Origin of the sequence: Azorhizobium oxalatiphilum (assembly GCF_014635325.1) — a bacterium.
GTDB classification, from domain to species: Bacteria; Pseudomonadota; Alphaproteobacteria; order Rhizobiales; family Xanthobacteraceae; genus Azorhizobium; species Azorhizobium oxalatiphilum.
In genome coordinates this window covers 312,771-338,177 of record NZ_BMCT01000004.1, presented here as the reverse complement: position 1 = coordinate 338,177, position 25,407 = coordinate 312,771, and the positions used below count along the sequence as shown (strand labels likewise).

Here is a 25,407-nt window from a genome sequence, read left to right as displayed (position 1 = left end):
TCTTCCTTACTTTCTGCTCACTGGCAGGCTTCACAGGTGGGATCGTTAATGGAGCATGCATTGCCCCAGGCCTCGCCGGAGATGGCCTCGGTGGAGGCGACAACGGCAGGGGGAACCGCGATAGGTGCAGCGGCGGTCGGCACGGTGGCGGACACCGCGTTGAGCTTGCCGTCCGTGCCCTTCAGCGTGGATTTCTCCACGTGGGTGGCCGAGCGCGAGCGCAGATAATAGGTGGTTTTCAGGCCGCGCTGCCACGCCAGCCGATAGAGCGCATCCAGCTTCTTGCCCGAGGGATTGGCGATGTAGAGGTTCAGCGACTGCGCCTGATCGATCCACTTCTGGCGGCGGGCGGCGGCTTCCAGGAGCCATTCGCAATCCAGTTCGAAGGCGGTGGCGTAGAGCGCTTTCAGATCATCCGGCACGCGGTCGATCTGGCCGAGGCTGCCATCGAAATATTTCAGGTCCGAGACCATCACCTCGTCCCACAGGCCGCGGGCCTTGAGATCATGCACCAGAGCGGCATTCACAACCGTGAAGTCGCCCGACATGTTGGATTTCACATAGAGGTTCTGGTAGCCGGGCTCGATGGACTGGCTGACACCGCAGATGTTGGAAATGGTGGCGGTGGGGGCGATCGCCATGGTGTTGGAATTGCGCATGCCGGTGGAAACGACGCGGGCGCGCAGGCTTTCCCAGTCCAGCGTCTGCGAGCGGTCGAGATCGAGCCCGCCTCGCGCGTCCGCCAGCATCTCGATGGAGTCGATGGGCAACACGCCCTTCGACCACAGCGAACCCTCGAAGCTGGGATAACGGCCACGCTCTGCGGCCAGATCCACGGAGGCGGAGATGGCATGGAAGGAGATGGCCTCCATGCTCTCGTCTGCGAACCGCACGGCGGCGTCGGAGGCATAAGGCAGGCGCAGCGCCTGCAGGGCATCCTGAAATCCCATCAGGCCGAGGCCGACGGGGCGATGACGCAGGTTGGAGCGGCGCGCTTCCGGGATGGTGTAGAAATTGATGTCGATGACATTGTCCAGCATGCGCATGGCAATGCGGACCGTGCGCGCCAGCTTCGCGGTGTCCAGCCGGCCATCGACGATGTGGGCCAGCAGGTTGATGGAACCGAGGTTGCACACCGCCACTTCGTCATCTGATGTGTTGAGCGTGATCTCAGTGCACAGATTGGAGGAATGCACCACGCCTGCATGCTGCTGCGGCGAGCGGATGTTGCAGGGATCCTTGAAGGTGATCCACGGGTGGCCGGTTTCGAACAGCATGGTCAGCATGCGCCGCCACAGATCGAGCGCCCGCACCTGCTTCCATACCTTCATCTCGCCGCGCGCGGCCTTGTCCTCGTAATTCAGATAGGCTGTCTTGAAAGCCGCACCGTAGAGATCGTGCAGGTCCACCGTCTCGTCAGGCGAGAACAGGGTCCACGGGCCGTCCTCGGCCACGCGCTGCATGAACAGGTCCGGCACCCAGTTGGCGGTGTTCATGTCGTGGGTGCGGCGGCGCTCGTCGCCGGTGTTCTTGCGCAGGTCGAGGAAGTCCTCGATGTCCACGTGCCAGGTTTCCAGATAGGCGCACACCGCGCCCTTGCGCTTGCCACCCTGGTTCACCGCGATGGCGGTGTCGTTGGCCACCTTCAGGAAGGGCACCACGCCCTGACTCTCGCCATTGGTGCCCTTGATGTGGGCGCCGAGGCCGCGCACCCGCGTCCAGTCATTGCCGAGGCCGCCGGAATATTTGGCCAGCAGCGCATTGTCCTTCACCGCCTTGAAAATGCCGTCCAGATCATCCGCCACCGTGGTGAGGAAGCAGGAGGAGAGCTGGGCGCGCAGCGTGCCGGCATTGAACAGGGTGGGCGTCGAGGCCATGAAATCGAAGGAGGACAGGAGATCATAGAAGGCGATGGCCTTCTCCTCGCGGTCGATCTCGCGCAGGGCGAGCCCCATGGCGACGCGCATGAAGAAGGCCTGCGGCAGCTCGAAGCGCGTGCCGCGCTCGTGCAGGAAATAGCGATCGTAGAGGGTCTGGAGACCGAGATAGTCGAACTGGAGGTCCCGTTCTGGCTTCAGTGCCGCCGCGAGACGGGGAAGGTCGAAGCGGGCAAGTTCCGGATCGAGCAGTTCGGCTGCGACGCCGGACCGGATAAAGCCATGGAAATAGGGCGCATAGCGCTCTCCCATCTCCGACTGGGTGGCGGTCTCGGATCGGCCCTCCACATGGCTCAGGGCCTCGCGGCGCAGCTTGTCCAGCAGCAGGCGAGCGGAGACCTTGGCATAGTTCGGCTCGGTCTCGATGAGCGTGCGCGCAGCAAGGATGGGCGCGAGGCTCAGCTCGTCCTCGGAGATGCCGTCATAGAGATTGCGCTGGGCTTCCGCGACCACCGCTTCGGCGGATGTGCCCTCCAGTCCCCCGCAGGCTTCGCGCACGATGGTGGCGAGGCGGGCGGCATCCAGCGCCACCCGCGTGCCATCGGCGCGCGTCATGTGGAGCGCGGGTGCAGGCACCACGGGCGCGGACGGTACGGTGCGCGCACGGGCCTGCTGCTCGCGATAGAGCACATAGGCGCGGGCCACCTTGTGGTGCTCGCCGCGCATCAGGGCCAGTTCCACCTGATCCTGAATGTCCTCGATATGGAACGTGCGCCCGCCCTCGGCGCGGCGGGTAAGGCCGGCGACGATCTGCTGTGTCAGCTCGGCCACCGCATCATGCACGCGACGGGAAGCGGCGGCGGTGCTGCCCTCCACGGCGAGGAAGGCTTTCGTCAGCGCCACGCTGATCTTGGAGGCATCGAAGGGCGTGACCGCGCCGTTGCGACGGATCACCTGATAGCCGGGCTCTGCGCTCTTCGTGCCGGAGGCCGGGCGCGCGGGCGCGGGGATCGCGCTGGCGCTGGTGGTTTCAGTCTGGAGAGACATCGGCTTGGACCCCAAATGTGGGGGCAAAGGCCGAGCGGACGCGCAAGGGAAGATCACGCCCCGGCGAACAGCCGGCGTGACCGCCAAGCGTTCCACCGGGACACCCCGCCCGAGGACGATTTCGGTGTCGCGGCAGGTCTCCTGGCTCGCGGGTCGTCGCCATGGGTCCGACCTTCCCGGGATTGCTCCCAGTGGTTCGAATGGACCTTGGCTCGCCGCTTACAGTTGCGGGGGCAGCGCCGGACTAGGTGCGAACTCCATGGGAGATCGCGCCGCACCGGCTTCCCTCTTAGCTCTCACCCGCTGACGCGAGTCGAAAGACCGTGACCACTAGATATAGCGCCCACGGGCCTACACGTGTCAACGGATGGTGGAATGATTGCGTGGCGTATGCCCGTCAGCTGCGTGGATAGCGGGCATAGCCGGAGCGCGATCCCTGCAAGCACAATGCGCGGCCTGCGGTTCTGCGCCGCGCGTCGGGTGTGGGAAAAGTGCCCGGCCAGGAGCAATATCACGATATAAGGATGTCTTTATATAATTCCTTGACGTCCTTGATCTGCTCGGTCAGAGTGAGGCTGTCGAGGTTCTCTGGGGCTGTGTCAGCGGCGGCCGGAGCTAAGAGGGAATCCGGTGCGGCCTGCTCCTCTGGAGCGCGCCAAAGCCGGGGCTGCCCCCGCAACTGTAAGCGGCGAGCCAAAGTCCAGCGAACGTCACTGGGAGCAATTCCGGGAAGACAGGACAAAGGCGACGACCCGCGAGCCAGGAGACCTGCCCCGACACAATATCGTCCTCGGGCGGGGTGTCCCGGTGGTGCGCTTGGCTCCATCGGCATGTCTGCCGGGAGACCCTTGCCGTATCCGCCATGGCCCCTTCCCGGATCAATCGGGGTAAAGCCATGACGAACTCTTCCCTCTCCCTCGCCACGTTGCCCGTGGCCACGCTCGGCACGCCGCGCATCGGCCCGCGCCGCGAGCTGAAAGTCGCACTCGAAAGCTTCTGGGCCGGCAAGACCGACGAAACCGCGCTGCTTGCCACGGCCACCGAACTGCGCGCCGCCAACTGGGCACGCCAGAAGGCCCTCGGGGTGAACATCATCCCGTCCAACGACTTCTCGCTTTATGATCACGTGCTCGATACCAGCGTGATGGTCGGCGCGATCCCGAAGATCTATGGCTGGACCAGCGGCAAGGTGCCGCTCGCCACCTATTTCGCCATGGCACGCGGCTCCACCGGCGGCACCCATGACGAGACCTGCGCACATGGCCATGCCCATGGCGAACAGGATGCCCACGGTAACGGCCATGGCGCGCCCGCGCAGGAAATGACGAAGTGGTTCGATACCAATTACCATTACATGGTGCCGGAGGTGTTCGCCGGGCAGACGTTCGCCTTGTCCTCCACCAAGCCGGTGGATGAATTCCGCGAAGCCAGGGCGCTCGGCCACCACACCCGCCCGGTGCTGCTCGGCCCCGTCACCTTCCTCAAGCTCGCCAAGGCGAAGGATCCGAACTTCGATCCCTTGACCCTGCTGCCCGCGCTGCTCCCGGTCTATGTGGAAGTGCTGCGCCGCCTTGCCGCCTGCGGCGCCGACTGGGTGCAGATGGACGAGCCGTGCCTCGTGCTCGATCCCGACCCCGCCATTCAGGCCGCCATCCGCACGGCCTATGGCAACATCGCCTATGCGTTGCCGAACCTGAAGATCATGCTCGCCACCTATTTCGGCGGGCTCGATGCCAATCTGGCCACCGTGCAGAGCCTCCCCATCGCGGGCCTGCATCTCGATCTCGTCCGCGCGCCGGAGCAGCTCGATGCGGCGCTTGCCGGCATTCCGCGCGGGCTCGTGCTGTCGCTGGGCGTCATCGACGGCCGCAACGTGTGGCGTGCCGATCTGCCGGCGCTGGCCGCCCGCCTCCGGGCCGTGGTCGCCCGCCGGGGCGCGGACCATGTGCAGATCGCGCCATCCTGCTCCATGCTCCATGTCCCGATCGACCTCGAGCAGGAGAAGGATCTGGATGCGGATGTGAAGTCCTGGCTCGCTTTCTCGCTCCAGAAGATGGACGAACTGGCAACCCTCGGTGCCGCGCTCGCAGGCAATGCCGCCGGTGTGCAGGACAAGCTTGATGCCTCGACGAAGGCCGCCGCTGCGCGGAAAACCTCGCCGAAGGTTCACAATCCGGAGGTTGCCGCGCGTACGGCCGCCGTCACCGCCGGGATGAAGCGCCGCCAGAGCGCCTTTGCGGCCCGCGCTTCGGTCCAGCATGCACGCTTCGCCCTGCCCACCTTCCCCACCACCACCATCGGCTCCTTCCCGCAAACCCCGGAAGTGAGGCAGGCCCGCTCCGCCCACACCAAGGGCGCGCTGGACGATGCCGCCTACGAGCAGTTCCTGCGTGAAGAGACCGCCCGCACGGTGCGCTGGCAGGAGGAGATCGGCCTCGACGTGCTCGTCCATGGCGAGTTCGAGCGCAACGACATGGTGCAGTATTTCGGCGAGCAGCTTTCCGGCTTCGTCTTCACCAAGCACGGCTGGGTGCAGAGCTATGGCTCACGCTATGTGCGCCCGCCGATCCTGTTCGGCGATGTGTCCCGTCCCGCCGCCATGACAGTGACATGGTGGAGCTATGCCCAGTCGCTGACCCTGAAGCCAATGAAAGGCATGCTCACCGGCCCGGTGACGATCCTCAACTGGTCCTTCGTGCGCGACGACGTGCCTCGCGCGGCCGCCTGCCACCAGATCGCGCTCGCCATCCGAGACGAGGTGCAGGATCTGGAGACAGCCGGTGCCGCCATGATCCAGATCGACGAGGCTGCCCTGCGCGAAGGGCTGCCGCTGCGCCGTTCGGACTGGCAGGCCTATCTCGACTGGGCGGTGGAATGCTTCCGCATCTGCTCCTCGGGCGTTGCCGACGACACGCAGATCCACACCCACATGTGCTACTCGGAGTTCAACGACATCATCGACGCCATCGCCGCCATGGATGCGGACGTGATCTCCATCGAGACCTCGCGCTCGAAGATGGAGCTGCTGGAGGCGTTCCGCACCTACAAATATCCCAACGAGATTGGCCCCGGTGTCTATGACATCCACTCCCCGCGCGTACCGGACGCCGGGGAGATGACCGAACTGATGACGCTGGCCCGTGGCCGGCTCGCGGATGGTCAGCTGTGGGTCAATCCCGACTGCGGCCTGAAGACCCGCAAGTGGGAAGAGGTGCGCCCGGCGCTCGTCAACATGGTCGCCGCCGCCCGCGCCCTGCGCTCCGGCGTCGGGCAGGCAGCGCAATGACCTCTGCCGGTTCTGCGCGAGCTGGAGAACCAACCACGATCAGGCAAGGCGACGTCCGCCAGTTGCTCTGATCTCAATCGCCCATTCGGGCCCGTTTGAGCGTGATGCGAAAGCGGGCCCGGATGCCATACGACGGGGGCTTCGGATCGGCCTCGACCTACGCCGTCAGCCGTCGCACCGGGATCTCCAGCTTTATCGCCAGCCCCTTTTCCCAGTCCCGAACGAGCGACGCACCGAGACCGCGCAACGCGACATTTTCAAGGGTCGTACCAAACCCTTCGCGCGCTGGCGCGAGCGGCAATGCAACCCCGCCCGTCTCTTCCCACTCCATGCGGAGCTTGCCGTCCTCGATGGCGAAGCGGATCACCAGCCGGCCCTCGGTCGATGCCAGCGCTCCATATTTCGCGGCGTTCGTCGTGAGCTCATGAAGCAGCAAAGCAAGAAGCGTCAGCGCGTCGCCGGAAAGCGCGGTGTCCTCTCCTGACAGATGGATGCGTGCGGAATGGGCGTATTCATGGGGCGCAAGGATGGCCTGCGTCAACCCAAGCACGGAGGTAGCGGCACCAGAAGCACCGCCCTCGCTGAGGTCCGGCAAAGTGAGATCGTGCGCCCTTGCCAGCGCCTGGAGCCGCCCCGTCAGGTCGGTCGCGAGCTCGTTGGGGCTCTGCGCCTCCTTCGCGCTGAGCGCGATGAGCGCCGCGGTCATGCTGAAGAGGTTCTTGATGCGATGATTGATCTCGCGCAGCAGCACGTCCTTGCGCGCGCGTTCATGCTCATGCTGCTGGATGTCGTGCGTGAGGGTGACGAGGTATTCGTCCTTGCGCCGGCCAGCCTCCCTCAGCATGGCCGCCTGAGCTTCAAGCTCATCCCGCTGCGCCGCGATCTGCTGCCGCTGCCGGTATAGCTCGAAAAACACATCGGCCTTGCTGCGCAGGATATCCGGCTCGATCGGCTTCTGGATGAAATCGACCGCCCCCGCCTCGTATCCCCGGAAGCGACGCTGACTGTCCGCGGTCCCCGCCGTAACGAAGATGATCGGGATGCGCCGCGTGCGCTCATTGCCGCGCATGAGCTCCGCCAGTTCGAAGCCGTTCAGGCCGGGCATCTGCACATCCACGAGCGCCAGCGCGACTTCGTTCTGGAGCAGGATCTCAAGCGCCTGATCACCCGAGCGTGCCTTGAGCAGGACCAGCCCCTCCCGGCGCAACAGCGCTTCGAGCGAGAGCAGATTCTCTTCGAGATCATCCACCAGAAGAAATGAGACAGGTTTCATGCCGGGGCTCAAACCTCTTGAAGAAATATAGCGATGTCCGCCAGGGGGCGGACCAATGCGTCAGGGCAAAGATCAATCGCGGCTTCGGGCATCGCCCCCGCGAACGCGTTCGCCGGGTCCTGAACCAGCGCCGTCCCGCCGGCATCCACCACGGCGCGCAACCCACGCGCTCCATCCTGATTGGCGCCCGTCAGAACGATCCCGATCAATGCGGGGCCGTAGGCATCAGCCGCGCTCTCGAACAGAACATCGATGGAGGGACGCGAGAACAGGACCGGGGCATCCGTGGAGAGGGCAAGACATGCGTCGCTCTCCACCAGCAGGTGATAGTCCGGCGGCGCAAAATACACCGTGCCACCTTCGATGGGCTCCTTATCCTCGGCCTCGCGAACCGCGATCCGGCACTTCGCCTGGAAGAGCTCGGCCATCAGCGAATGCTTGTCGGGCGGCACGTGAACCACCACCATGATCGGCAGGCTGAAGCTTGCCGGGAGCGCAGGCAGAATGGCCGAGAGCGCCTCCAGCGCGCCCGCCGATGCCCCGATCACCACGGCGCGTGGCTGAACCTTGCTCATACCGGCCGCCTCTGGAAGATCTTCTCCTCCCGGACGAAGTCCGTGAAAGCCTCGGAATAGGCGGAGAAGCGGAGACTCTCTTTTGATCCGAGGCCGAGAAAGCCCTTTCGCACCAGTGAGTCCCTGAACAATTTCAGAGCCTGATCCTGGAGCGTGCGATCAAAATAGATGAGTACGTTGCGGCAGGAAATGAGGTGCATCTCGCCGAACACCGCATCCGTGACCAGACTATGATCGGAGAAAACCACGTTGCGCCGCAACGACTTGTCGAACGACGCCCGGCCATACGCTGCGGTGTAATAATCGGAAAGCGACGACCGCCCGCCGGACATGCGATGGTTCTGTGTGAAGCCCTGGATGCGATCCAGGCTGTATATGCCGGCTTCCGCAGCCTTCAGGGCATCCTGGTTGATGTCCGTGGCGTAGAAGAGCGTGCGCTCCTCGAGCCCCTCTTCCCGGAAGAGGATCGCCAGAGAGTATAGCTCCTCCCCACTGCTGCACCCCGCGACCCAGACCTTCAGGGATGGATAGGTGCGCAGGTGCGGAACGACGCTCTCACGCAACGCCTTGAAGTAGGTGGGGTCGCGAAACATCTCGCTCACCTGCACCGTCAGATAGGCGAGCAGGCGCGGCATCATGTCCGGATCGTGGAGCAGCCCCTCCTGCAAGGCCGAGAAGGTGGGATACTCGAAGTGCTGGCGCGCCTGCTTCAGGCGCCGCTTGATGGACGCCATGGCATAGCTTCGGAAGTCGTAGTGATACCGAGCGTATATCGCCTCCAGCAGCAGCCGGATCTCGATGTCCTCGACCTTCTCCTCGCCTATCCTGTCGGTCACTTCGGCATCCACACGCGCACGAGGGAGAGCAGCTTATCGACGTCGAGGGGCTTGGCCATGTAATCGTTGGCGCCGGCCTCGATGCATCGCTGCTGGTCGTCGGGCATGGCCTTAGCGGTCAGCGCGATGATCGGAAGCTTCTTCCAGGCCTGGTTCCGGCGGATCTCGCGGGTGGCGGTGAGGCCGTCCATGATCGGCATCATCACGTCCATGAGGACAAGGTCGATCGCCGGACTGGCGCCCTGCCCGGCCCGTGCCAGCAGGTCGAGAGCCTCCTGCCCGTTGCGGGCGATCTCGACGGCCGCACCGCGCGGTTCGAGAATGTTGGTCAAGGCATAGACGTTGCGGACATCGTCCTCGACCACGAGAATGCGCCGTCCCTCGAGCAGCGCATCCCGGTTGCGGGCCTTGCGGATCATGCTCTGCCGATCCGGCGGCAGGTCGGATATCACCTGATGCAGGAAGAGGCTTACCTCATCGAGCAGCCGCTCAGGTGATTTTGCGCCCTTGATGATGATGGACTTGGAATAGCGCCGCAGGCGCTGCTCATCGGCGGCGGACAATTCGCGGCCGGTGTAGACGATCACCGGCGGGAAGGAATACGCCCCCTCCTCGCTGAGCGTCTCGAGCAGCGAGTAGCCCGATGCATCGGGCAGCGTAAGGTCGAGGACCATGCAGTCGAAGACGGTTTCCTTGAGCAGGCGCAGACACTCTGCCGCAGTCCCCGCCGTCACCGTTTCCACGTCGTGAGACGAGAGCAGCCGCGCGACGGCCTCCTGCTGCACCGGATCATCCTCGACGATCAGGACGCGGTGCATGTGCTGGGTCAGCCGCGCTTCCAGCTTCCGAAGCACGTCGGCCACCTGCTCAAGCTTGACGGGCTTGAGAAGATATCCGACAGCGCCGAGCGCCAGCGCCGTTTCCGCATGGTCGTCGGCCGATACCACATGGACCGGGATATGCCGGGTCGCGTCATCGCGCTTGAGGCGATCCAGCACCGATAGCCCCGACTGGTCGGGCAGGCCCACATCGAGGACAACGGCGTTCGGCCGGAATTCCCTGGCCAGCTTCATCGCCTCCTCGGCCGAGCCGGCGATCAGGGCCCGGAAGCCCATTTCGCGCGACAGGTCCCGCAGGATGCCCGCAAACGAGACATCATCCTCCACCACCAGCAGCACGCGCTTCTCATCCGGCGGCGCGTCGCGGTCATCCTCTACGCTGCGATGCAGTTCCACGGGGGGAGCCGCCACCACCCCGGTAGAGAGAGAGGTCACGATGGCAGGCTTGCTCTCCGGCGCCCGGCGCGAGAGCACGCGCATCGGATCATATTCCTCGGGCAGCGTCACGCTGAAGGTGCTGCCCGCGCCCTGCTGGCTCTGGAGATGGATCGTGCCTGCCAGAAGGCGGACCAGTTCCCGCGAGATCGAAAGCCCAAGCCCGGTTCCACCGAACTTTCTGCTGATCGTCCCGTCGGCCTGCTGGAACGCCTCGAAGACGCTCCGCTGGTGCTCCTCGGCGATACCGATGCCCGTATCCGACACGGAGAACGTGACCTGCCCGTCGCCCAAGGGACGTATAGCCAGGCTCACCTTGCCTTTTTCCGTGAACTTGAAGGCATTGGAGAGCAGATTCTTGAGCACCTGCTCAATCCGCTTGGGATCGGTCACGATGAAGGCCGGCGCATCGGGATCGATCTCGATCGCGAACTCCAGCGATTTTTCCTGGGCTATGGGCTGGAAGAGGTTGCGCAGGGTATTCGCCAGCCGCTCGACCCTCATCTCCTCCGGCACCACCTCCACGTGGCCCGCCTCGATCTTGGACAGGTCGAGGATGTCGTTGATCAGGTTCAACAGGTCGTTGCCCGACGACTGAATGGTCTGCGCGAATTTCACCTGCTCGGCGGTGAGGTTGTCATTGGGGTTGTCGGCGAGCAGCTTCGCAAGGATGAGCGAGGAGTTCAGCGGCGTGCGCAGCTCATGCGACATGTTCGCGAGGAAGTCGGATTTGTACTGGCTGGCCTGCTCCAGTTCGCGGGCCTTGAGCTCCACGGCCGCATTCACCCGTTCGAGATCATCGCGCTGGCCTTCCAGTTGCTGGGCCTGTTCCTCAAGCTGCGAGTTCGTCTGCTCAAGCTCGACCTGCTGCTGTTCGAGCCGCGCCTGGGACTCCTTGAGTGCCCGCCCCTGCTCCTCCAGCTCCTCGTTGGAGACGCGCAGTTCCTCGCTCTGTGTCTGAAGCTCCTCGGACTGCCGCTGCGTTTCCTCCAGAAGCTCCTGCAGCTCCCGCCTGTAGTTTGCCGACCTTACGGCAATGGCGATCGCCCCCGACGCTTCGTCGAGAAGGGCAACGGTGGCCTCGTCCACCCGGCGCAGGAAGCCCAATTCGACCACCGCGTTGACAACCCCATCCACGCCGGCAGGCGTGATGATGAGGTGCCTTGGCTTGGCCTGCCCCAGAGCGGAACCGAAGGTGAGATAATTGTCGGGAACGTCCTGAACGACGAGCGGCCGACCTTCGGCCGCAGCCTGCCCCAGCAATCCCTCGCCCTGATGGAACTGGCCGGGAATGTTCGCATCCCCGCGCACGCCGTAGGCGGAAGCGCGGCGGTAGTCACCGTTCTTGCCGATGAAGATCGCACCGGCAACGGCCCCGGCATATTGCGCAAGAAACCGGAGGATGCGCTCGCCGAGCTCGGTGGTGCTCGGATCGCCCATCATGGCGGCGGTCAGCTCGACCTTTCCGCGCTGGAGCCAATCCTCCCGACGCCGCGCCAGGGTGGCCCGACGGATCAGCACGCCGATGCTCACCGTCAGGAGCACGCCAAGAAGCGCGGACAGGAGCCCGCTGACGAGTGCGGTCTGCTGGGCACTGTCCATCTCGGCCAGCCGGAGCGCGCGGACGCGCAACTGCTCCTGACCGATGGCCGCGACTTCGGCCCGGATGCCGTCCATCTCGATCTTGCCGCGGTCGGATTGCACCGCGGTCAGGGCGGCCTCAAGCCCCCTGGCCCGGCGAAGCGCGATGGTCTCGGCCAGTTCGGCGAGCTTGGCTTCAACATGCTGCCGCAACACATCGACCCGCGCACGCAGCAATGGATCGGCCTGGAGCAGCTCGGAAATGCTGTCCAGTCGCCCGGGCAGAAGGCCGACCGCCCGACTGTAAGGCTGAAGGTAACTCTCGTCGTTCGTGAGAACGAAACCGCGCTGTCCCGTCTCGGCGTCCTGCGCACTCGACAGCACCCGCTGAAGCGCGATGATCACCTCGTGGGTCTGGGTGACTTTCTCCGTGCCGCTCCGAAGGGCCTGGAGATTAAGATAGGCAATGGCACCGCTGACGAGGAAGAACAGCACGGCGCCGACGAGCCCCAACGCCACAGCCGGGTCCAGCCCCAGCCGTCTCATGGAGTGGTCCGGCGTAAGGCTACGGTTCATGAATGTTCCTCGGAGCAATGCAGCAGCCGAGGTTTGCTACGCTACCTTGCCCATCCGCCGCAACAACCGCTTTATGGCTCAGGCATTTTCGGAGCAAATTAGTGCCGGTTTCGCGCCGCCGATCGATCGGCAATTGCTTTCCGGTGCATTGCTCATCAGCGGAGGGAACTTTCGCCCCTCAGGTGCGTTTCTGCCCGCTCGAACCTGTCGGCAAGCTCGCGACAGGCAGCGATATTTCGAGGTGGTGATGCCGGGGGGCAGTGCAAGAGTCTGTCTGGTGGTGGAAGACGACGCTCTGGTCCGTTGGGTCACGACGGATGTTCTGGAGACCTCCGGATACGAGGTCATCTCGGCACAAACCGCCGATGAGGCGTTGCTGATTCTTGAAGAAAGAAACGATATTCGAGCCATCGTCACGGACATCAACATGCCCGGGACGATGAACGGTCTGGAATTCGCAGCACTGGCACGCGACTGCTGGCCGGATCTGGTGATCATCATCGCATCGGGGCGTGTCCGCCCATCCACGGATGAGCTTCCCCCGAAAACATGCTTCCTGCCCAAGCCATATTCGACCGAGGATCTGATGCGGGCCCTATCCTCGTTCTGACAAGCCCGCTTCGAGCGACGGCTCGTCCTACATCAGCTTGTCGAGGGTAATGGGCAGGTCGCGCACCCGCTTGCCGGTGGCGTTGAAGACCGCATTGGCGACCGCCGCCGCCGTGCCGGTGATGCCGATCTCGCCGATGCCACGCGCGCCCATGGGCGCGTGAGGATCGGGAATGTCGGTCCAGATGACGTCGATCTCCGGTACGTCCATGTGCACCGGCACGTGATATTCGGAGAGACTGGGATTGACGATGCGTCCGCTGCGCTCGTCGAACCGTGTCTCCTCCATCAGCGCCAGCCCGAGCCCCATGATGATGCCGCCGCGAAACTGACTGCCGGCGGTCTTGGGGTTGAGGATGCGGCCGCAATCAAACGAACCCAGGAAGCGGCTGACCCGCACCTCGCCGGTCACGGCGTGCACACGCACCTCGCAGAACATGGCACCGTGGCTGTGCATGGACCAATGCATGATCTCCATCGGAGCGGACGGGCTCGCCTCCACGCACACGCTGACGCGCTGCGCTCTCCCGAGTATGGAGGCGTAGCTCTCGTACAGGGCCGGATCATCCAGCTTGCACAACCCGCAGTCCGTGCCGCCCACCTCATCGGGCTTCAGCCCAGCGAGCGGGGAGTCGTTACCGGCAAGCTTCAACAGTTCCTTTACCAGCGCCCGGTGCGCAGCGATCACTGACGCGCCGATGGAGGCTGTCTGCTGGGATCCGCCCGCCAGCACCACGCCGGGCAGCGTTGAATCGCCATAGTTGAACGTCACCGCCTCCAGCGGCAGTCCAAGGCGCTCGGCCGCCACCATGGTGTGGGTTGTCGCCGTGCCCATGCCCATCTCATGCGCGGCGATATCGACAGTGGCGTGCCCCTCGCGGGTGAGCGTGATCCGCGCTGCTCCGCCGGGCATGCGATAATAGGGATAGGTGGCGGTGGCGCAGCCCATGCCCACGAGCCACTCCCCGTCCCGCACCGTGCCCGACGCGGGCTTGCGCGCGGACCAGCCGAACCGCTCGGCCCCTGCTCGCCACGCTTCCACGATATGGCGTGACGAGAAGGGCAGCCCGTTGGTCGGGTCCTTCTCCGGTTCATTACGGATGCGCAGCTCGATGGGGTCCATGTCGAGCTTGTGCGCCAATTCGTCCAGCGCGGATTCCAGCGCGAAGGTGCCCACGGATTCGCCGGGCGCGCGCATGAAGGTGTTACTCAGCATGTCCAGCTCCACGGCCTGCACATCGAGCTTGATGGTCTCGGACGCATAGGCGCTGCGCGTGGGCAGGATAAAGGGCTCGGGCATGGCGTTGAACGCCGTCTTCGGCGTGACACCCTCATGGATGATGGCCTTGATCCTGCCGTCCGGATCGGCGCCAAGCGCAACGCGCTGCTCGGTATTGGAGCGTCCGCCAACGAGGCGGTACACATCCTCGCGCGAAAGGACGAGCCGCACCGGCCGCCCCACCATGCGCGATGCTGCAGCGGCCAGAACCTGATGCTGCCACAGGCACTTGCCGCCGAACCCGCCGCCCACGAAGGGCGAGGTGACGACCACCTTGTCTTCATCGATGCCGAACATCTGCGCCAGCGTCCAGGCCTCGTGCGCGACGAGCTGGGAGGCATCGTGGATGCGCAGCACGCCATCCTGCCACGCCACCGTGACGCCGTGCAGCTCGATGGCGTTGTGGTTGTGGCGGGGCGTGCTGTAGCTGGCATCCACATTGACCGCCGAAGCCGCGAGCGCGGCGTCCGCATCCCCCACCTCGTCATGCAGCGGCTGGCCCATGAACATGGCGGTGCGGCTGCCTCTGGCCTTCGCCGCACCGAGGCTGGTGATCGCCGGCTCGGCTTCGTATGTCACGCGCACCAGCGAGCGGGCATGGTTCGCCTGCTCCTGTGTTTGCGCGATCACCACCGCCACCGGCTCACCGTTCCAGTGAATGGAGGCGTCCTGCATCACCGGCAGGCTGTCGCCGCCGGCGGCCTTCGGGCTGGACATGAAGGCCGGCGGCGGACTGAGGCGCGGGGCGTTCCTGTGGGTCATCACGGCGATCACACCGGGGGCCTCTTCCGCCGTGCGCGTATCCAGCTCGACGATGCGCCCCTTCGCAATGGTGCTGTTCGCCAGAGCGGCATAGACCATGCCCTCCATGGGGAATTCAGCCGCGAAGGGCGCCGCTCCGGCCACCTTGAGCGGCCCGTCGATGCGCGTGGTGGGCCGTCCGATGTGGCCGTGGCGATGGCTGATCAGGGGATCAGGCGTGCCACCGGGAATCCAGCGATCCGGGGCGAGCGCGATGGCCTTGGACATGCCTGCCATGACGGCGCCCTGCACGAGCTGCTTGGTATCCTCGATGATGCTCATACCGCCTCTCCCGCCAGTTCACCCAGCACCGCGACCATGGTGCGGCGCGCCAGCTCGATCTTGAACCCATTGTCCTTGAGCGGCCGCGCAGCAGCGAGCTCGGCCTGCGCTGCAGCTGCAAAGGACGCTTCTGTCGCCGGCTGGCCGAGCAGCGCCGCTTCCGCCGTCCAGGCCCGCCATGGCTTGTGCGCCACACCGCCCAGCGCGATCCGCACCTCCTTCACCCTGCCCTCTTCCACCTCCAGCGCCGCCGCCACCGACACCAGCGCGAAGGCATAGCTCGCGCGGTCCCGCACCTTGCGATAGGTGGAGCGCACGGCCAGCGACGCGGCAGGCAGTTCGATGGCCGTGATCAGTTCGCCCGGCGCGAGATGGGTCTCCACATCGGGCCGGTCGCCGGGCAGGCGATGCAGCTCGGTCAGCGGCAGGCGACGGGTGCTGGCAGGGGCTTCCAGATGCACCTGCGCATCCAGCATCGCCAGCGCCACGCACATGTCCGAGGGGTGCACGGAGACGCAGGATGGCGAGGCGCCAAGGATGGCGTGCATGCGGTTGAAGCCGTCCATGGCGTCACAGCCGTCGCCCGGATGGCGCTTGTTACAATGCGCGCCCGCCTCGTCATAAAAATAGGCGCAGCGGGTGCGTTGAAGCAGATTGCCGCCCACGGTCGCCATGTTGCGGATCTGTGCCGAGGCCCCCGCCACGATGGCCCGCGATAACGCGGGATAGCGCGTGCGCACTGCGCGATGCTCGGCCAGCGCGGTGTTGCTGGTGGCGGCGCCGATCAGAAGCCCGCCGTCGTCCCGTTCGGTGATGGCGTGGGACAGGCCGGTCACGTCCACGAGGATGTCCGGCCGCTCGATGGTCTCGCGCATGAGGTCAACGAGATTGGTGCCGCCGCCGAGATAGCGGGCGGCCTCGGCGCCGCCCCGGCGGACGGCATCGGCGACGTCCGTGGCGCGGGCATAAGTGAAGGGGATCATTCGGCGGCCTCCGGCAAGAGGGTGGCAATCGCATCGACGATGCCGTTATGGGCGCCGCAGCGGCAGAGGTTGCCGCTCATGCGCTCGCGCACCTCATCCCGGCTGAAGGGGATGACCTCCGCCGTAATATCCGACGTGACGTGACTGGGGGTGCCGCGACGAACCTCCTCGATCATGCCCATGGCGGAACAGATCTGGCCCGGCGTGCAGTAGCCGCACTGAAAACCATCATGCGCGATGAAGGCGCTTTGAAGCGGATGGGGGCATTCCGCCGTCCCCAAGCCCTCGATCGTCGTGACCGACCGCCCATCATACTGGACCGCCAGCGCCAGGCAGGACAGGATGCGCTCGCCGTCCACCAGCACGGTGCAAGCGCCGCACGCGCCCTGGTCGCACCCTTTCTTGGTTCCGGAAAGTCCGAGTTGCTCACGCAGCAGATCGAGCAACGACACGCGTGGATCGGATGGAAGCATCGCTTCGACGCCGTTGACGGAAATCGTCATGGAAACCTCGCGATCTATCGCCCCCGATGGTTCGTTCGGTCATCCCGGCCCACGCGGTGGCATGCGAGAGAAGCCTGATCCGCTAAGGGCTTCCTCGCTGCTGTTCCGGCAGCCTCATGTCGCTGGCGCGCCGGTGATGACGACCACTAAAGCCGTTGGAACCTCTCTAAGTTCCACCAAGCCTCGCGCGGGGCCTGTTTCGTCTATCTGCTCTCTGGAGCCGCCCGCACGCGCGTCGCCCCTCGCCGGATCGGCGTTGAGAACGGTTGAGCGCTTGCTTTCTGATGGCGGCGGGGCGTGTCCGGCATCCCGCCGCCATCGCGATCTGGAACACGGTCCCACGTGTCAAAGCAGGTCCCGAAAAGCCTTCGCCTCTCCCACCGTATCGGCCATGTGCGCGCCGCGCGCACCCATGGGGCGAGGCGATCCCGTGGTGCTGTCCACGGCCGTCTGGTGCTCGAGTTCTGCGTTCAGTTCGGCACCAAACAGCACCACAGCGGTGGAAAGCCAGATCCACGTCATGAAGCCGATCACCGCCCCGAGCGAACCATAGGTCTCGTTATAGCTGCCGAAATGGCTGACATACCAGGAGAAGCCGGCCGATACGGCGAGCCAGAGCATGGCCGAGACCACGCTTCCCAGCATCACCCAGCGCCAGCGCGCGTGCGCGCGGCACGGGCCGAGGCGATAGAGCAGCATGATGGCGCATGAAACAACCACGAGGAGCGAAGGCCACCGGATCAGGGAGATGAACCATTCCGTGCCCTGATCCAGCCACAGCAACTCAAGCGCCACCGGAACCGCCAGGATTCCGGCCATCGCCACACAGGCAAACAGGATACCCATCAGCGTAAAGCCGAGTGTGATGAGGGACAGCCGCAGGAATGATCTGCGTTCGGTTTCCCCATAGGCGACGTTCAGCGCCTCGATCATAGCCTTCGTGCCCGCGTTCGCGCCCCAAAGCGCCACGCACAGGCTGAAGATGAAGCCGAAGCCCAAGGTCGATTTGCCATGGGCGACGATGCGCAGGGCCTGATCCCGCATCACCTCGATCGCCCCGGTTGGCAAGACCCAGGACGCAGCCTCGAGCTGCGACTGGAGCACGGCAGGATCAAGGAAGAGGCCGTAGAGCGAAACCAGCGCTGCGATTGCCGGGAAAACGGCCAGCAGCGTGTAGAAGGTCACACCGGCGGCAAGGCTGAGCACGCGATCGGAGCTGAACTCGCTCATCGTCCGGATAGCCACGTCCTTCCACGCCAGCCTCCGGAACGCCAGCGGGCTTCGTGCATCGCGACCGCGCAAGGATGCAGAATTCATTCCCTCCGGCCGCTTGCCTGCGATCCGCGCTGGCGCGTTCTCTCGCGATACCGCCATCGCCAGTCCCATGACAGCGGCCATCAGCCCGACTGCCATGAACCCTTTCCAGGCGCACACCCGCCATTCCCGCCTCCTTCTTCAAGCCTGAAACCCATTCAGGGGCGGTATGGTTTCTTTCTGCGGGCGTGCCGGCATCCGGAACAAGGATGACCGCTGAAACGTCATTGCGTGAACAGTAGTCAGGATGATGAAGCCCATTTCCCTCGCACCACAGCTGCAGCAGCAGGAAACGGAAGCCGACCGCCTCCTCGGGCGGCTGCGTGGCATCGTTGCGGAGATCGCCGGCCACGCAGCAGAGCTCGACCATGACGAGGCCGCGCCTCTGGAAGACATCGCCCTCCTCGCCCGAATGGATGCCCTAGCGGCGCCGCTGGGCGAGCCCTTCGGAGGCATGGGGCTGGGGTCCAAAGCGCAGACGGCCGGGCATCTCGCGCGCGCGTTGCGCCTGATCGGCTGGGCCAGCCTGCCGCTCGGACGGCTCTATGAGGGGCATGTCAACGCCCTCGTCCTTATCCAGCACTTCGGCAGCCCCGAACAGATCGGTCGGGCAGCCCGTGCCGCGCGCAATGGACAGCTCTTCGGGGTCTGGAACACCGAGGCCCCCTCTTCTGCGCTTCGCCTTGAGAGAATTGCAGGAGGCCTCCGCCTGATGGGCGGGAAGACCTTTGCCTCCGGTGCCGGCTTCGTGCCCTGCCCTCTGGTCACGGCACGAACGGAAGACGGCTCGCTCCTGATGGTCCTGCCCCGTCTCAGCGAGACCGATCTCACCATGCGGGCAGATCTGAGCGGCTGGCGCGCGCACGGCATGCGTGCCTCGGCCACGGGATCGTTCGATTTCTCCGGCATCGATGTCAGGGAGGGCGACATCATCGGCGCACCGGGCGACTATCACATGCAGCCCTATTTCTCCGCCGGGGCATGGCGCTTCCTCGCCGTGCAGACGGGTGGGATCGAGCGCCTCGTCGACGAAGCCCGCACGCACCTCTCCGCTGCCGGGCGTGCCGGCGACCCCCATCAGGTGGCGCGCATGGGCGAAGCCGCGGCGGCAGCCGAAACCGCCCGGCTCTGGGTCGCGCAGGCCGCCCGGATCGCGACCCAGCCTTCTGACGCTGCCGCATGCATCGCCTATGTCGGTCTCGCGCGCGGGGTGGTCGAACGCGCAGGGCTGGATGTGCTGGAGCGTGTCCATCGTTCGGTCGGGCTGGCGTCTTTTCAACGCCCGCATCCTATCGAACGCATCAGCCGCGACCTGGCGACCTATCTCCGGCAGCCGGCCCCCGATCGCGCGCTGGCTGAAGCGGGGGACTATGTGCTCGGCGCCAACGCCCGCCTCGGAGATCTCTGGCCATGAGCAACTCTGCCTCCGCTCAAGCTGGAATGCGTATCGACGACGCGCTCCGTCGCATGGCCGATCTCCCGGCGCGGGACTTCGCGGACCTCGGCATCCGGCGCCTGCTTGTGGTCGCGCCCCACCCCGACGACGAGAGTCTTGGATGTGGCGGTCTGATCGCAGCGGCCTGTGCCGTCGGTTTCCCTGTGACTATCATGGTGGTGAGCGATGGAACAGGATCTCATCCGAATTCGTCCGCCTATCCGGCCGATCGCCTCCGGCAGGTGCGGGAAAGCGAGACGCTGGCAGCAGCAGCCGAGCTGGGTGTCGCACCCGGTGATGTCCCATTCCTCCGCCTGCCGGACCGCTTTGTGCCGACCGCAGGGCCGGAGGCGGATGCGGCAGTGCTGGCGATCACCAGCACGGCGCGATCCATGGGCGCTGACACCATCGCGGTCACGTGGCAGCATGACCCGCATTGCGACCATCAGGCCGCTCATGCCCTCGTTACACGTGCGGCACGCGATCTGCCGCAGGTGCGCGTACTGGCCTATCCCATTTGGGGCCTGAGCCGCCCGGCGCACGAGCGGATCAGCGAAAAGGAGATTTCCGGGTTCCGCCTGATCATCGGCGAGCATCGAGCCGCAAAGCGGCGCGCTGTTGCGGCCCATGCCTCGCAGATCACGGCCCTCATAGACGACGACCCGGATGGTTTCCGCCTGACTGCGGAAGATCTGGCCCGCTTCGACCGGCCCCACGAAATCTTTCTTGGGGCGGCCCCATGACCGAGATGCGACCTTCGCTCGACGCCGCCTATTTCGACAGGCTCTATGCCGAAGCCGCGGACCCGTGGAATTTCGCTGAGAGCGCCTACGAGCATGCAAAGTACCAGCACACATTGCAGGCTCTGCCGCGCGAACGTTACGGTTCGGCTCTTGAGGTTGGCTGCTCCATCGGGGTTCTGACCGCCTCACTGGCTCAGCGCTGCGGCCGGCTTCTCGCCGTGGATGCCGCCGAGGCTCCCCTCGTCCAGGCCCGGCGGCGCTGTGCGGACGAGGCGCATGTGCGGATCGAACGCCGCCGCGTGCCGGAGGAATGGCCTGACGGCACCTTCGACCTCATCCTTCTGTCCGAGGTGCTGTATTATCTCGCCCCTGTCGATCTGCGAGAGGTCGCGCAGCGTGCGGGGCAGAGCACGCGGTCCGGCGGACACATCCTCCTTGTGCACTGGACGGGTGAAACCGATTATCCGTTGAGCGGTGACGCAGCAACGGAATGGTTCATCTCGGCCATTGCGCCCCACGCCCGTTTACTGCGGCAGGAGGCGACGTCCGCCTATCGGCTCGCTTTGCTGGAGCGGGAATAGACGTCGTCCAGCCCATCGAGAAACCGCCGGCCAGCTGCGGCATGAGCGGCGAGAAGATCCCGGTGCAGCGGCGCTTTGGCGAGGATGGGGCTGGCGGCTTCGATCCTGCGCCAGAATGCGCCAAATCCTTCTCGTGCCTGCTCCTCGACCGTTGCAGGAAGACGAAGCGGTTGCGCCCACACACGCTCACCAAGCGTGCCGCCGGCGTGCCACTTCCGCAGCCGACGCCGCCACGCATAGCGGCGCACCGCATTGGCCAGAGGCTCCAGCGCATCATCGCCCGGAGAATCGCGCACTTCCGACCGGCGACGCATGGTGTCCGCAAAACCGCCCTTCGCTCTCCCGGCAAGCCGGGCCGAGGTGGTCACGACGATCTCCGAGGCATGACGCACCGGTATGTCGCGCGCCCGTAGCGCATCGACAAGCGCACGATCCTCGCCGCAGGGCACATCCGGCAGACCGCCCGCCGCCCTGTAAGCAGCGAGCGTCACCGCGAGGCTCGCGCCCGACGCCGTACCGTGGTTCGGCCAGGGATCATGCGGAACCGGGTCGATGCGCGCCGAGAGTTCCAGCAGAACCTGCTCGTAGAGCTGCTCATGGCATCGACGGAGCTTCAAATCCGCCGGCAGATGGTGCTCTTCGTCATCATCCAGCCTCACCCGCCCTGCCACGGCGCCGGCACCGCAAGCCAAGGCGCGCTGCGTCAGGCCCATCCAGTCGGAAGGAACGCGGCTGTCCGCGTCGGTCGTCAGGATGAAGCCCGGCTGCCCGTGTCCACCCTCTTCAAGCCAATCCGCTGCCATATCCATGGCGAGACCACGGGCACCACCGGCATGGGCTTGGGCTTTCGGTAGTTCCACGTCGAGGCAAATGAACGGAAGCTGCGTGTCCTGCAAAGCTTCGGCTGCCACTGCGAAAGTGTTGTCAGCACTGTTGTTGACCAGCACCACAACGCCGAAGAGCGGATGCAGGCAAGAAGATAAGATGCAGGTCTGTCGTGCGATGGCCCGGATACAGGCGCCGATGCGCGCCGCCTCCTCCCGGGCCGGGACAGCAATCACGGCATGGAGTGGAGCTTCCGCGTTTCGGAATACGCGCCCCCGACACACGAACTCTGAAGCGGCCCTGACGGCGGTTCCTGAAAGCGGCATCTGCCTCACTCGGATATCTGTCTTTCACAACCGGCCGGCGGACAGCCGGTTCCCACTTCGTCGAACGGGAACGCGCGGCCAATCGTGGCGTTGAGCCCCTGCAAAACAAAGGAGGCCTCAATGCCCGCAATCCTGCTCTGGCTCCTGGGCGTTCCAATCCCGGTCATCATCATCCTTCTCCTGCTCTTCCACTGAGGAGAAGATCATGCCCCTCACATCAGATCCGGCCGTTGTTCCGGGAGCCGAAGCTTCCGTCTCCGGCGTTTCATGGGCCGCCATCTTCGCCGGCGGCCTTGCCGCTGCGGCATGCAGCATTCTTCTCACTCTGATCGGTGTCGGCGTCGGGCTGACGACCCTGTCGCCATGGAGCGGGCCACCCTCCGGTCAGACGCTGGCGATCTCGGCGGCGATCTGGCTCATCGTCATGCAGTGGCTCTCCTCGGGCCTCGGCGGATATCTCACCGGACGGCTGCGCACGAAATGGTCGGGCCTCGACACGGGTGAGGTTCTCTTCCGCGACACCGCCCACGGCTTTCTGGCCTGGTGTCTCTCGACAGTATTTGTCGTGACCATCCTCGCCTCCGCCATGGGGACTCTGGCGTCGGGCACCGCGCGCGCCGTGGGAGCGGTGGCAGGCAGCGCCGTTCAAGGCGCGAGCCAGGGCGCCGCGCAGCAAGGCACATCCGCTACGTCTGGGGATCCGGTTGGCTATGCCGTCGATATGCTGTTCCGCACACCGACGCCGCAACCGGGCAGTCCGGATGACGCGCGTGGAGAAGCGGCGCGCATCATCGTCTCGGGGATCGCCAAAGGCGATATTCCGGCCGCTGACCGGAGCTATCTCGCCCAGCTCGTTTCGGCCCGAACCGGGATCGCGCCGCCGGAAGCGGAAAAGCGCGTGTCAGACCTCGTCGCCAATGCGCAAGCGACCGCGCAGAAGGCCAAAGAGGCGGCTGATGCATCCCGCAAGGCCGGAGCGACATTCGCGCTCTTCTGCGTGCTGTCGATGGCCATCGGCGCCTTCATCGCTTCCGTCGCCGGCGCCATCGGCGGCCGGGCCCGCAAGGATGACGCAATCGCCGTCGCCCGCTTTTGACGCCCATCGGTGGCGCTGAACGCGCGCCACCGATGCAACTTCCGGCCGCCCCACACGGCCAGCGCTCGGATCGTGGAAGAGGAGAGACAGATGGACACAAGCCGTATCGAAGGCGCTGCCACCGAATATGCAGGCCGCGCGAAGGAGGCCATCGGTGCCTTGGCGGACGACAAGGAACTGCGGGCTGAAGGTTATTACGATCAGGCTTCCGGCGCTGCCGAGCGACAGATGGGCCGCGCCAAGGACCACGTGGCGCACAATCCTGTCAGTTCATTGATGGTTGCAGGTCTCGTCGGCCTTGCCGTTGGCTTCATTCTCGGCAGAGGCTGACGATGGCCGCGAAAAGCCGGTCCTGAGCAGGGTGCAAAAAAGGCGTGCCCGACCACCCCGGGCACGCTTCTGGAGCGAATGCGTTCGCTTCTCATTTCCAGGTCCACCCATCCTTCCGATCGGACTTCAAAAACCTGACGTTGCCCCGGCGCAAGTGCGTCACGGCATCCCTGAAACGCTTGGGCCGGGGTGCTACGTGAATTAGAGTGCTCCGGCCGGGAAGCTCCACCGGCACCACGTTCCGTTGATCAGGGGGAAGACTGGATTATGAGTGATCGGCCTTTCAGTGAATATGTCGCGCGCATCGCAAACGATGCGGACGAACGCTCGGCGCTTCAAGCTGCGCTGACCAGTCCCGATGCGCTCGTGGACTACGCTTTGTCCAGCGGCCACCCGATTTCCCTTGCAGCCGCGGAAGCGTTCATCGCCGAGGCAAACCGCCAGACCGCCAATGGCGCAGAGCCGCTCTCGGAAGAGGCGCTGGATGCGGTGAACGGCGCCGGCTGGCGACAGCACCATTTCAGTTAAAAGCCGCTTCGCGTAAACGACCGGCGCGCGAAACATTGAATGGGAGAACGGAGCGAAGGCCGCCGCCCGGCCGCGAAACCGGTCATTTATCGCGCGGCGCCTTCAGATGCTCTCCGGGTGTCGCCAGCTTGCCGGTGCGCTGCGCCGTCACCCCTTCGGCGAGGGCGAGCGCAGCATTTACGACCTCGGCCTGAATGGCGGTGTCGGCGTCGAATTCCTCATGGTTGCCCGCATAAGGCTTCCAGTATCCGATATAGCGATCGATCTCGGCACTCGGGCCCGCAGAAACAAGTCCCATCGCCCGCAGCCAATCGGACAACGAACGCCTGACGTTTTCGGCGCCTTCGGCATCGCCATGAACAATGACCGAAAACACACGGCCGGCCAGATGGCGGGGATAGTCCCAGCCCTCCAGTTCAATCTCCTTCGCCCTGACGGCATCCTTGCCCTGCGTCCGCGTTGGGTCCGGGTTTCCGCCATCTGCGCACACGAGGCGATCCATCATCAGCTTCAGGGGCGAGGAGACCTGATACCAATTCACCGGGGTGATGATCATCACCCCGTGCGCGTCGGCCCAAAGCGGATAGATCTCGTTCATCCAGTCGTGCGTCTGGCCCAGCGAGTAGTTGGGATAACAGGAGCATGGCCAATGGCAGAGCGCTGGCGCGGTGGAAAAGCAGGCCTTGCAGGGATGAATGTGACGCCCGTATTCGGAGGTTACGCGAGAAAGATCGAGATGGACAACGGAGCAGCCTTCGCTCTCGAGCGCCCTCCCGGCAAGCTGTGCCATGCGGAAGCTCTTGGACATCTCACCGGGGCAGGTGTGCTCGCTACGCGGTGATGCGTTGATGACCAATATTCGGGATCGCGCGCTCGGATCCTCGTGTCGGGCCTGCGCATCCGCAATGGCCGCCCGTGCCGCTAGCCAGTCCGTGGAAAGGTCGTAGGATGGATCCTCGAAACCTGCGCCGGCCTTCCCAGTCTGCGGGCTCTTCCGGCTGTGGGCATAGGCATCCCATGCAGCATCGGCGATGCGGGCTAGTTCTGATTGCAGGTTTGCATACGCCGGATCGCGAAACGGGGAGAGGAAACGCGCCTTGAATTCGTCTTCCGCCAGCCGAGGGCTTGGCATGCCCTTCCGGGGTGCGGGGGCAGAGGGGTGATCAGACATGGAAACCTTCGACACCAGGGAGATACAGCAAGCCCTCAGTGCCGAGAATGGTTCCAATCTGCGCCTCCCGACGCCATCCCCACTGCGGAACAAGGTACGTACACACGACGCTGCGCAAGAAAAACAGCAGAGACGGCTGAAATCATGCGCGTTTCTCCCTAGGCGGGACGCGCGCGTCAGGGTGTCCGTCCTCCTTTTCGCGGGGTTGATCTTTATATTCCGCGTGATGCTCTTTCAGGGGCTCCTTCAGTGGTGGGCGGGCAGGACTGGGCCGAT

19 protein-coding genes and 2 riboswitches are annotated in these 25,407 nt (G+C 65.0%); of the genes, 8 read left to right on the top strand and 11 right to left on the bottom strand.

Going from position 1 to position 25,407, the window contains the following annotated elements:
- Nucleotides 1–17 precede the first annotated feature (17 nt).
- Nucleotides 18–2,924: a ribonucleoside-diphosphate reductase subunit alpha gene (locus IEW24_RS15905; protein WP_188580332.1), complete on the bottom strand. Its 2,907-nt coding sequence runs from the start codon at nucleotides 2,922–2,924 to the stop codon at nucleotides 18–20.
- Nucleotides 2,925–3,038: 114 nt separating this feature from the next.
- Nucleotides 3,039–3,265: riboswitch (cobalamin riboswitch) on the bottom strand.
- A gap of 223 nt (nucleotides 3,266–3,488) precedes the next feature.
- Nucleotides 3,489–3,714: riboswitch (cobalamin riboswitch) on the top strand.
- 105 nt (nucleotides 3,715–3,819) lie between these two features.
- Between IEW24_RS15905 and metE the strand changes: the two genes are divergently transcribed.
- Nucleotides 3,820–6,210, top strand: coding sequence for a 5-methyltetrahydropteroyltriglutamate--homocysteine S-methyltransferase (gene metE, locus IEW24_RS15900; RefSeq protein ID WP_188580330.1), 2,391 nt, complete (start codon nucleotides 3,820–3,822; stop codon nucleotides 6,208–6,210).
- A gap of 157 nt (nucleotides 6,211–6,367) precedes the next feature.
- Here metE and IEW24_RS15895 read toward each other — a convergent pair whose 3' ends face one another.
- From IEW24_RS15895 to IEW24_RS15880, 4 genes are read right to left on the bottom strand one after another with little or no spacing between them, the layout of a single operon-like run.
- Nucleotides 6,368–7,483 (bottom strand): response regulator, encoded by a 1,116-nt coding sequence (locus tag IEW24_RS15895; protein ID WP_188580328.1) that lies wholly within the window; start codon nucleotides 7,481–7,483, stop codon nucleotides 6,368–6,370.
- 8 nt (nucleotides 7,484–7,491) lie between these two features.
- Entirely contained in the window at nucleotides 7,492–8,058 is a 567-nt protein-coding gene (locus IEW24_RS15890) for a chemotaxis protein CheB (RefSeq protein ID WP_188580327.1), read from the bottom strand.
- Entirely contained in the window at nucleotides 8,055–8,906 is an 852-nt protein-coding gene (locus tag IEW24_RS15885) for a CheR family methyltransferase (RefSeq protein ID WP_210324229.1), read from the bottom strand. The genes IEW24_RS15890 and IEW24_RS15885 overlap by 4 nt, the downstream gene beginning before the upstream one ends.
- Nucleotides 8,891–12,325 (bottom strand): response regulator, encoded by a 3,435-nt coding sequence (locus IEW24_RS15880; protein ID WP_210324228.1) that lies wholly within the window; start codon nucleotides 12,323–12,325, stop codon nucleotides 8,891–8,893. Before IEW24_RS15880 ends, IEW24_RS15885 begins: the two co-directional genes overlap by 16 nt.
- Between IEW24_RS15880 and IEW24_RS28780 the strand changes: the two genes are divergently transcribed.
- Entirely contained in the window at nucleotides 12,324–12,935 is a 612-nt protein-coding gene (locus tag IEW24_RS28780) for a response regulator (protein ID WP_244644456.1), read from the top strand. The genes IEW24_RS15880 and IEW24_RS28780 overlap by 2 nt on opposite strands.
- Nucleotides 12,936–12,962: 27 nt before the next feature.
- Here the strand turns inward: IEW24_RS28780 and IEW24_RS15870 are convergent, their stop codons facing one another.
- From IEW24_RS15870 to IEW24_RS15855, 4 genes are all read right to left on the bottom strand, one after another.
- Nucleotides 12,963–15,242, bottom strand: coding sequence for a xanthine dehydrogenase family protein molybdopterin-binding subunit (locus IEW24_RS15870; RefSeq protein ID WP_210324234.1), 2,280 nt, complete (start codon nucleotides 15,240–15,242; stop codon nucleotides 12,963–12,965).
- Nucleotides 15,243–15,292: 50 nt separating this feature from the next.
- On the bottom strand, nucleotides 15,293–16,279 hold the full coding sequence (locus IEW24_RS15865) for an FAD binding domain-containing protein (RefSeq protein ID WP_188580323.1): 987 nt from the start codon (nucleotides 16,277–16,279) through the stop codon (nucleotides 15,293–15,295).
- Complete coding sequence (locus IEW24_RS15860; protein WP_188580320.1) at nucleotides 16,276–16,782, bottom strand: 2Fe-2S iron-sulfur cluster-binding protein; 507 nt, start codon at nucleotides 16,780–16,782, stop codon at nucleotides 16,276–16,278. Before IEW24_RS15860 ends, IEW24_RS15865 begins: the two co-directional genes overlap by 4 nt.
- A 345-nt stretch (nucleotides 16,783–17,127) precedes the next feature.
- The gene (locus tag IEW24_RS15855) at nucleotides 17,128–18,195 is read right to left on the bottom strand and encodes a YihY/virulence factor BrkB family protein (protein ID WP_188580318.1); all 1,068 of its coding nucleotides are present in this window, start codon (nucleotides 18,193–18,195) and stop codon (nucleotides 17,128–17,130) included.
- A 148-nt stretch (nucleotides 18,196–18,343) separates the two neighbouring features.
- Between IEW24_RS15855 and IEW24_RS15850 the strand changes: the two genes are divergently transcribed.
- From IEW24_RS15850 to IEW24_RS15840, 3 genes are read left to right on the top strand one after another with little or no spacing between them, the layout of a single operon-like run.
- Entirely contained in the window at nucleotides 18,344–19,510 is a 1,167-nt protein-coding gene (locus IEW24_RS15850; protein WP_244644454.1) for an acyl-CoA dehydrogenase family protein, read from the top strand.
- Nucleotides 19,507–20,274, top strand: coding sequence for a PIG-L deacetylase family protein (locus tag IEW24_RS15845; protein WP_244644453.1), 768 nt, complete (start codon nucleotides 19,507–19,509; stop codon nucleotides 20,272–20,274). Before IEW24_RS15850 ends, IEW24_RS15845 begins: the two co-directional genes overlap by 4 nt.
- On the top strand, nucleotides 20,271–20,855 hold the full coding sequence (locus IEW24_RS15840) for a class I SAM-dependent DNA methyltransferase (protein ID WP_188580316.1): 585 nt from the start codon (nucleotides 20,271–20,273) through the stop codon (nucleotides 20,853–20,855). Before IEW24_RS15845 ends, IEW24_RS15840 begins: the two co-directional genes overlap by 4 nt.
- Here IEW24_RS15840 and IEW24_RS15835 read toward each other — a convergent pair.
- The gene (locus IEW24_RS15835; protein WP_188580314.1) at nucleotides 20,825–21,916 is read right to left on the bottom strand and encodes a glycosyltransferase; all 1,092 of its coding nucleotides are present in this window, start codon (nucleotides 21,914–21,916) and stop codon (nucleotides 20,825–20,827) included. The genes IEW24_RS15840 and IEW24_RS15835 overlap by 31 nt on opposite strands.
- 295 nt (nucleotides 21,917–22,211) lie before the next feature.
- Here IEW24_RS15835 and IEW24_RS15830 point away from each other — a divergent pair, with 295 nt between their 5' ends.
- The 3 genes from IEW24_RS15830 to IEW24_RS15820 all read left to right on the top strand — a co-directional run bounded on the left by IEW24_RS15830 (nucleotide 22,212) and on the right by IEW24_RS15820 (nucleotide 23,960).
- The gene (locus IEW24_RS15830) at nucleotides 22,212–23,102 is read left to right on the top strand and encodes a hypothetical protein (RefSeq protein ID WP_188580313.1); all 891 of its coding nucleotides are present in this window, start codon (nucleotides 22,212–22,214) and stop codon (nucleotides 23,100–23,102) included.
- 90 nt (nucleotides 23,103–23,192) lie between these two features.
- Nucleotides 23,193–23,432 (top strand): CsbD family protein, encoded by a 240-nt coding sequence (locus tag IEW24_RS15825; protein WP_188580311.1) that lies wholly within the window; start codon nucleotides 23,193–23,195, stop codon nucleotides 23,430–23,432.
- Between the two features lie 267 nt (nucleotides 23,433–23,699).
- On the top strand, nucleotides 23,700–23,960 hold the full coding sequence (locus tag IEW24_RS15820; protein ID WP_188580309.1) for a hypothetical protein: 261 nt from the start codon (nucleotides 23,700–23,702) through the stop codon (nucleotides 23,958–23,960).
- 82 nt (nucleotides 23,961–24,042) lie between these two features.
- Here IEW24_RS15820 and IEW24_RS15815 read toward each other — a convergent pair whose 3' ends face one another.
- Nucleotides 24,043–25,131 carry a flavodoxin family protein gene (locus tag IEW24_RS15815; protein ID WP_188580307.1) on the bottom strand — a complete coding sequence of 363 codons (1,089 nt, stop codon included), beginning with the start codon at nucleotides 25,129–25,131 and terminating at the stop codon, nucleotides 24,043–24,045.
- Nucleotides 25,132–25,407: the final 276 nt, after the last annotated feature.

What these genes read in the sequence shown, in the direction of transcription:
- IEW24_RS15905 (WP_188580332.1), bottom strand. Translation starts at nt 2,924, where the DNA reads ATGTCTCTCCAGACTGAAACCACCAGCGCCAGCGCGATCCCCGCGCCC.
- metE (WP_188580330.1), top strand. Translation starts at nt 3,820, where the DNA reads ATGACGAACTCTTCCCTCTCCCTCGCCACGTTGCCCGTGGCCACGCTC.
- IEW24_RS15895 (WP_188580328.1), bottom strand. Translation starts at nt 7,483, where the DNA reads ATGAAACCTGTCTCATTTCTTCTGGTGGATGATCTCGAAGAGAATCTG.
- IEW24_RS15890 (WP_188580327.1), bottom strand. Translation starts at nt 8,058, where the DNA reads ATGAGCAAGGTTCAGCCACGCGCCGTGGTGATCGGGGCATCGGCGGGC.
- IEW24_RS28780 (WP_244644456.1), top strand. Translation starts at nt 12,324, where the DNA reads ATGAATGTTCCTCGGAGCAATGCAGCAGCCGAGGTTTGCTACGCTACC.
- IEW24_RS15880 (WP_210324228.1), bottom strand. Translation starts at nt 12,325, where the DNA reads ATGAACCGTAGCCTTACGCCGGACCACTCCATGAGACGGCTGGGGCTG.
- IEW24_RS15870 (WP_210324234.1), bottom strand. Translation starts at nt 15,242, where the DNA reads ATGTCCAAGGCCATCGCGCTCGCCCCGGATCGCTGGATTCCCGGTGGC.
- IEW24_RS15865 (WP_188580323.1), bottom strand. Translation starts at nt 16,279, where the DNA reads ATGATCCCCTTCACTTATGCCCGCGCCACGGACGTCGCCGATGCCGTC.
- IEW24_RS15860 (WP_188580320.1), bottom strand. Translation starts at nt 16,782, where the DNA reads ATGACGATTTCCGTCAACGGCGTCGAAGCGATGCTTCCATCCGATCCA.
- IEW24_RS15855 (WP_188580318.1), bottom strand. Translation starts at nt 18,195, where the DNA reads ATGGCAGTCGGGCTGATGGCCGCTGTCATGGGACTGGCGATGGCGGTA.
- IEW24_RS15850 (WP_244644454.1), top strand. Translation starts at nt 18,344, where the DNA reads ATGATGAAGCCCATTTCCCTCGCACCACAGCTGCAGCAGCAGGAAACG.
- IEW24_RS15845 (WP_244644453.1), top strand. Translation starts at nt 19,507, where the DNA reads ATGAGCAACTCTGCCTCCGCTCAAGCTGGAATGCGTATCGACGACGCG.
- IEW24_RS15840 (WP_188580316.1), top strand. Translation starts at nt 20,271, where the DNA reads ATGACCGAGATGCGACCTTCGCTCGACGCCGCCTATTTCGACAGGCTC.
- IEW24_RS15830 (WP_188580313.1), top strand. Translation starts at nt 22,212, where the DNA reads ATGCCCCTCACATCAGATCCGGCCGTTGTTCCGGGAGCCGAAGCTTCC.
- IEW24_RS15825 (WP_188580311.1), top strand. Translation starts at nt 23,193, where the DNA reads ATGGACACAAGCCGTATCGAAGGCGCTGCCACCGAATATGCAGGCCGC.
- IEW24_RS15820 (WP_188580309.1), top strand. Translation starts at nt 23,700, where the DNA reads ATGAGTGATCGGCCTTTCAGTGAATATGTCGCGCGCATCGCAAACGAT.
- IEW24_RS15815 (WP_188580307.1), bottom strand. Translation starts at nt 25,131, where the DNA reads ATGTCTGATCACCCCTCTGCCCCCGCACCCCGGAAGGGCATGCCAAGC.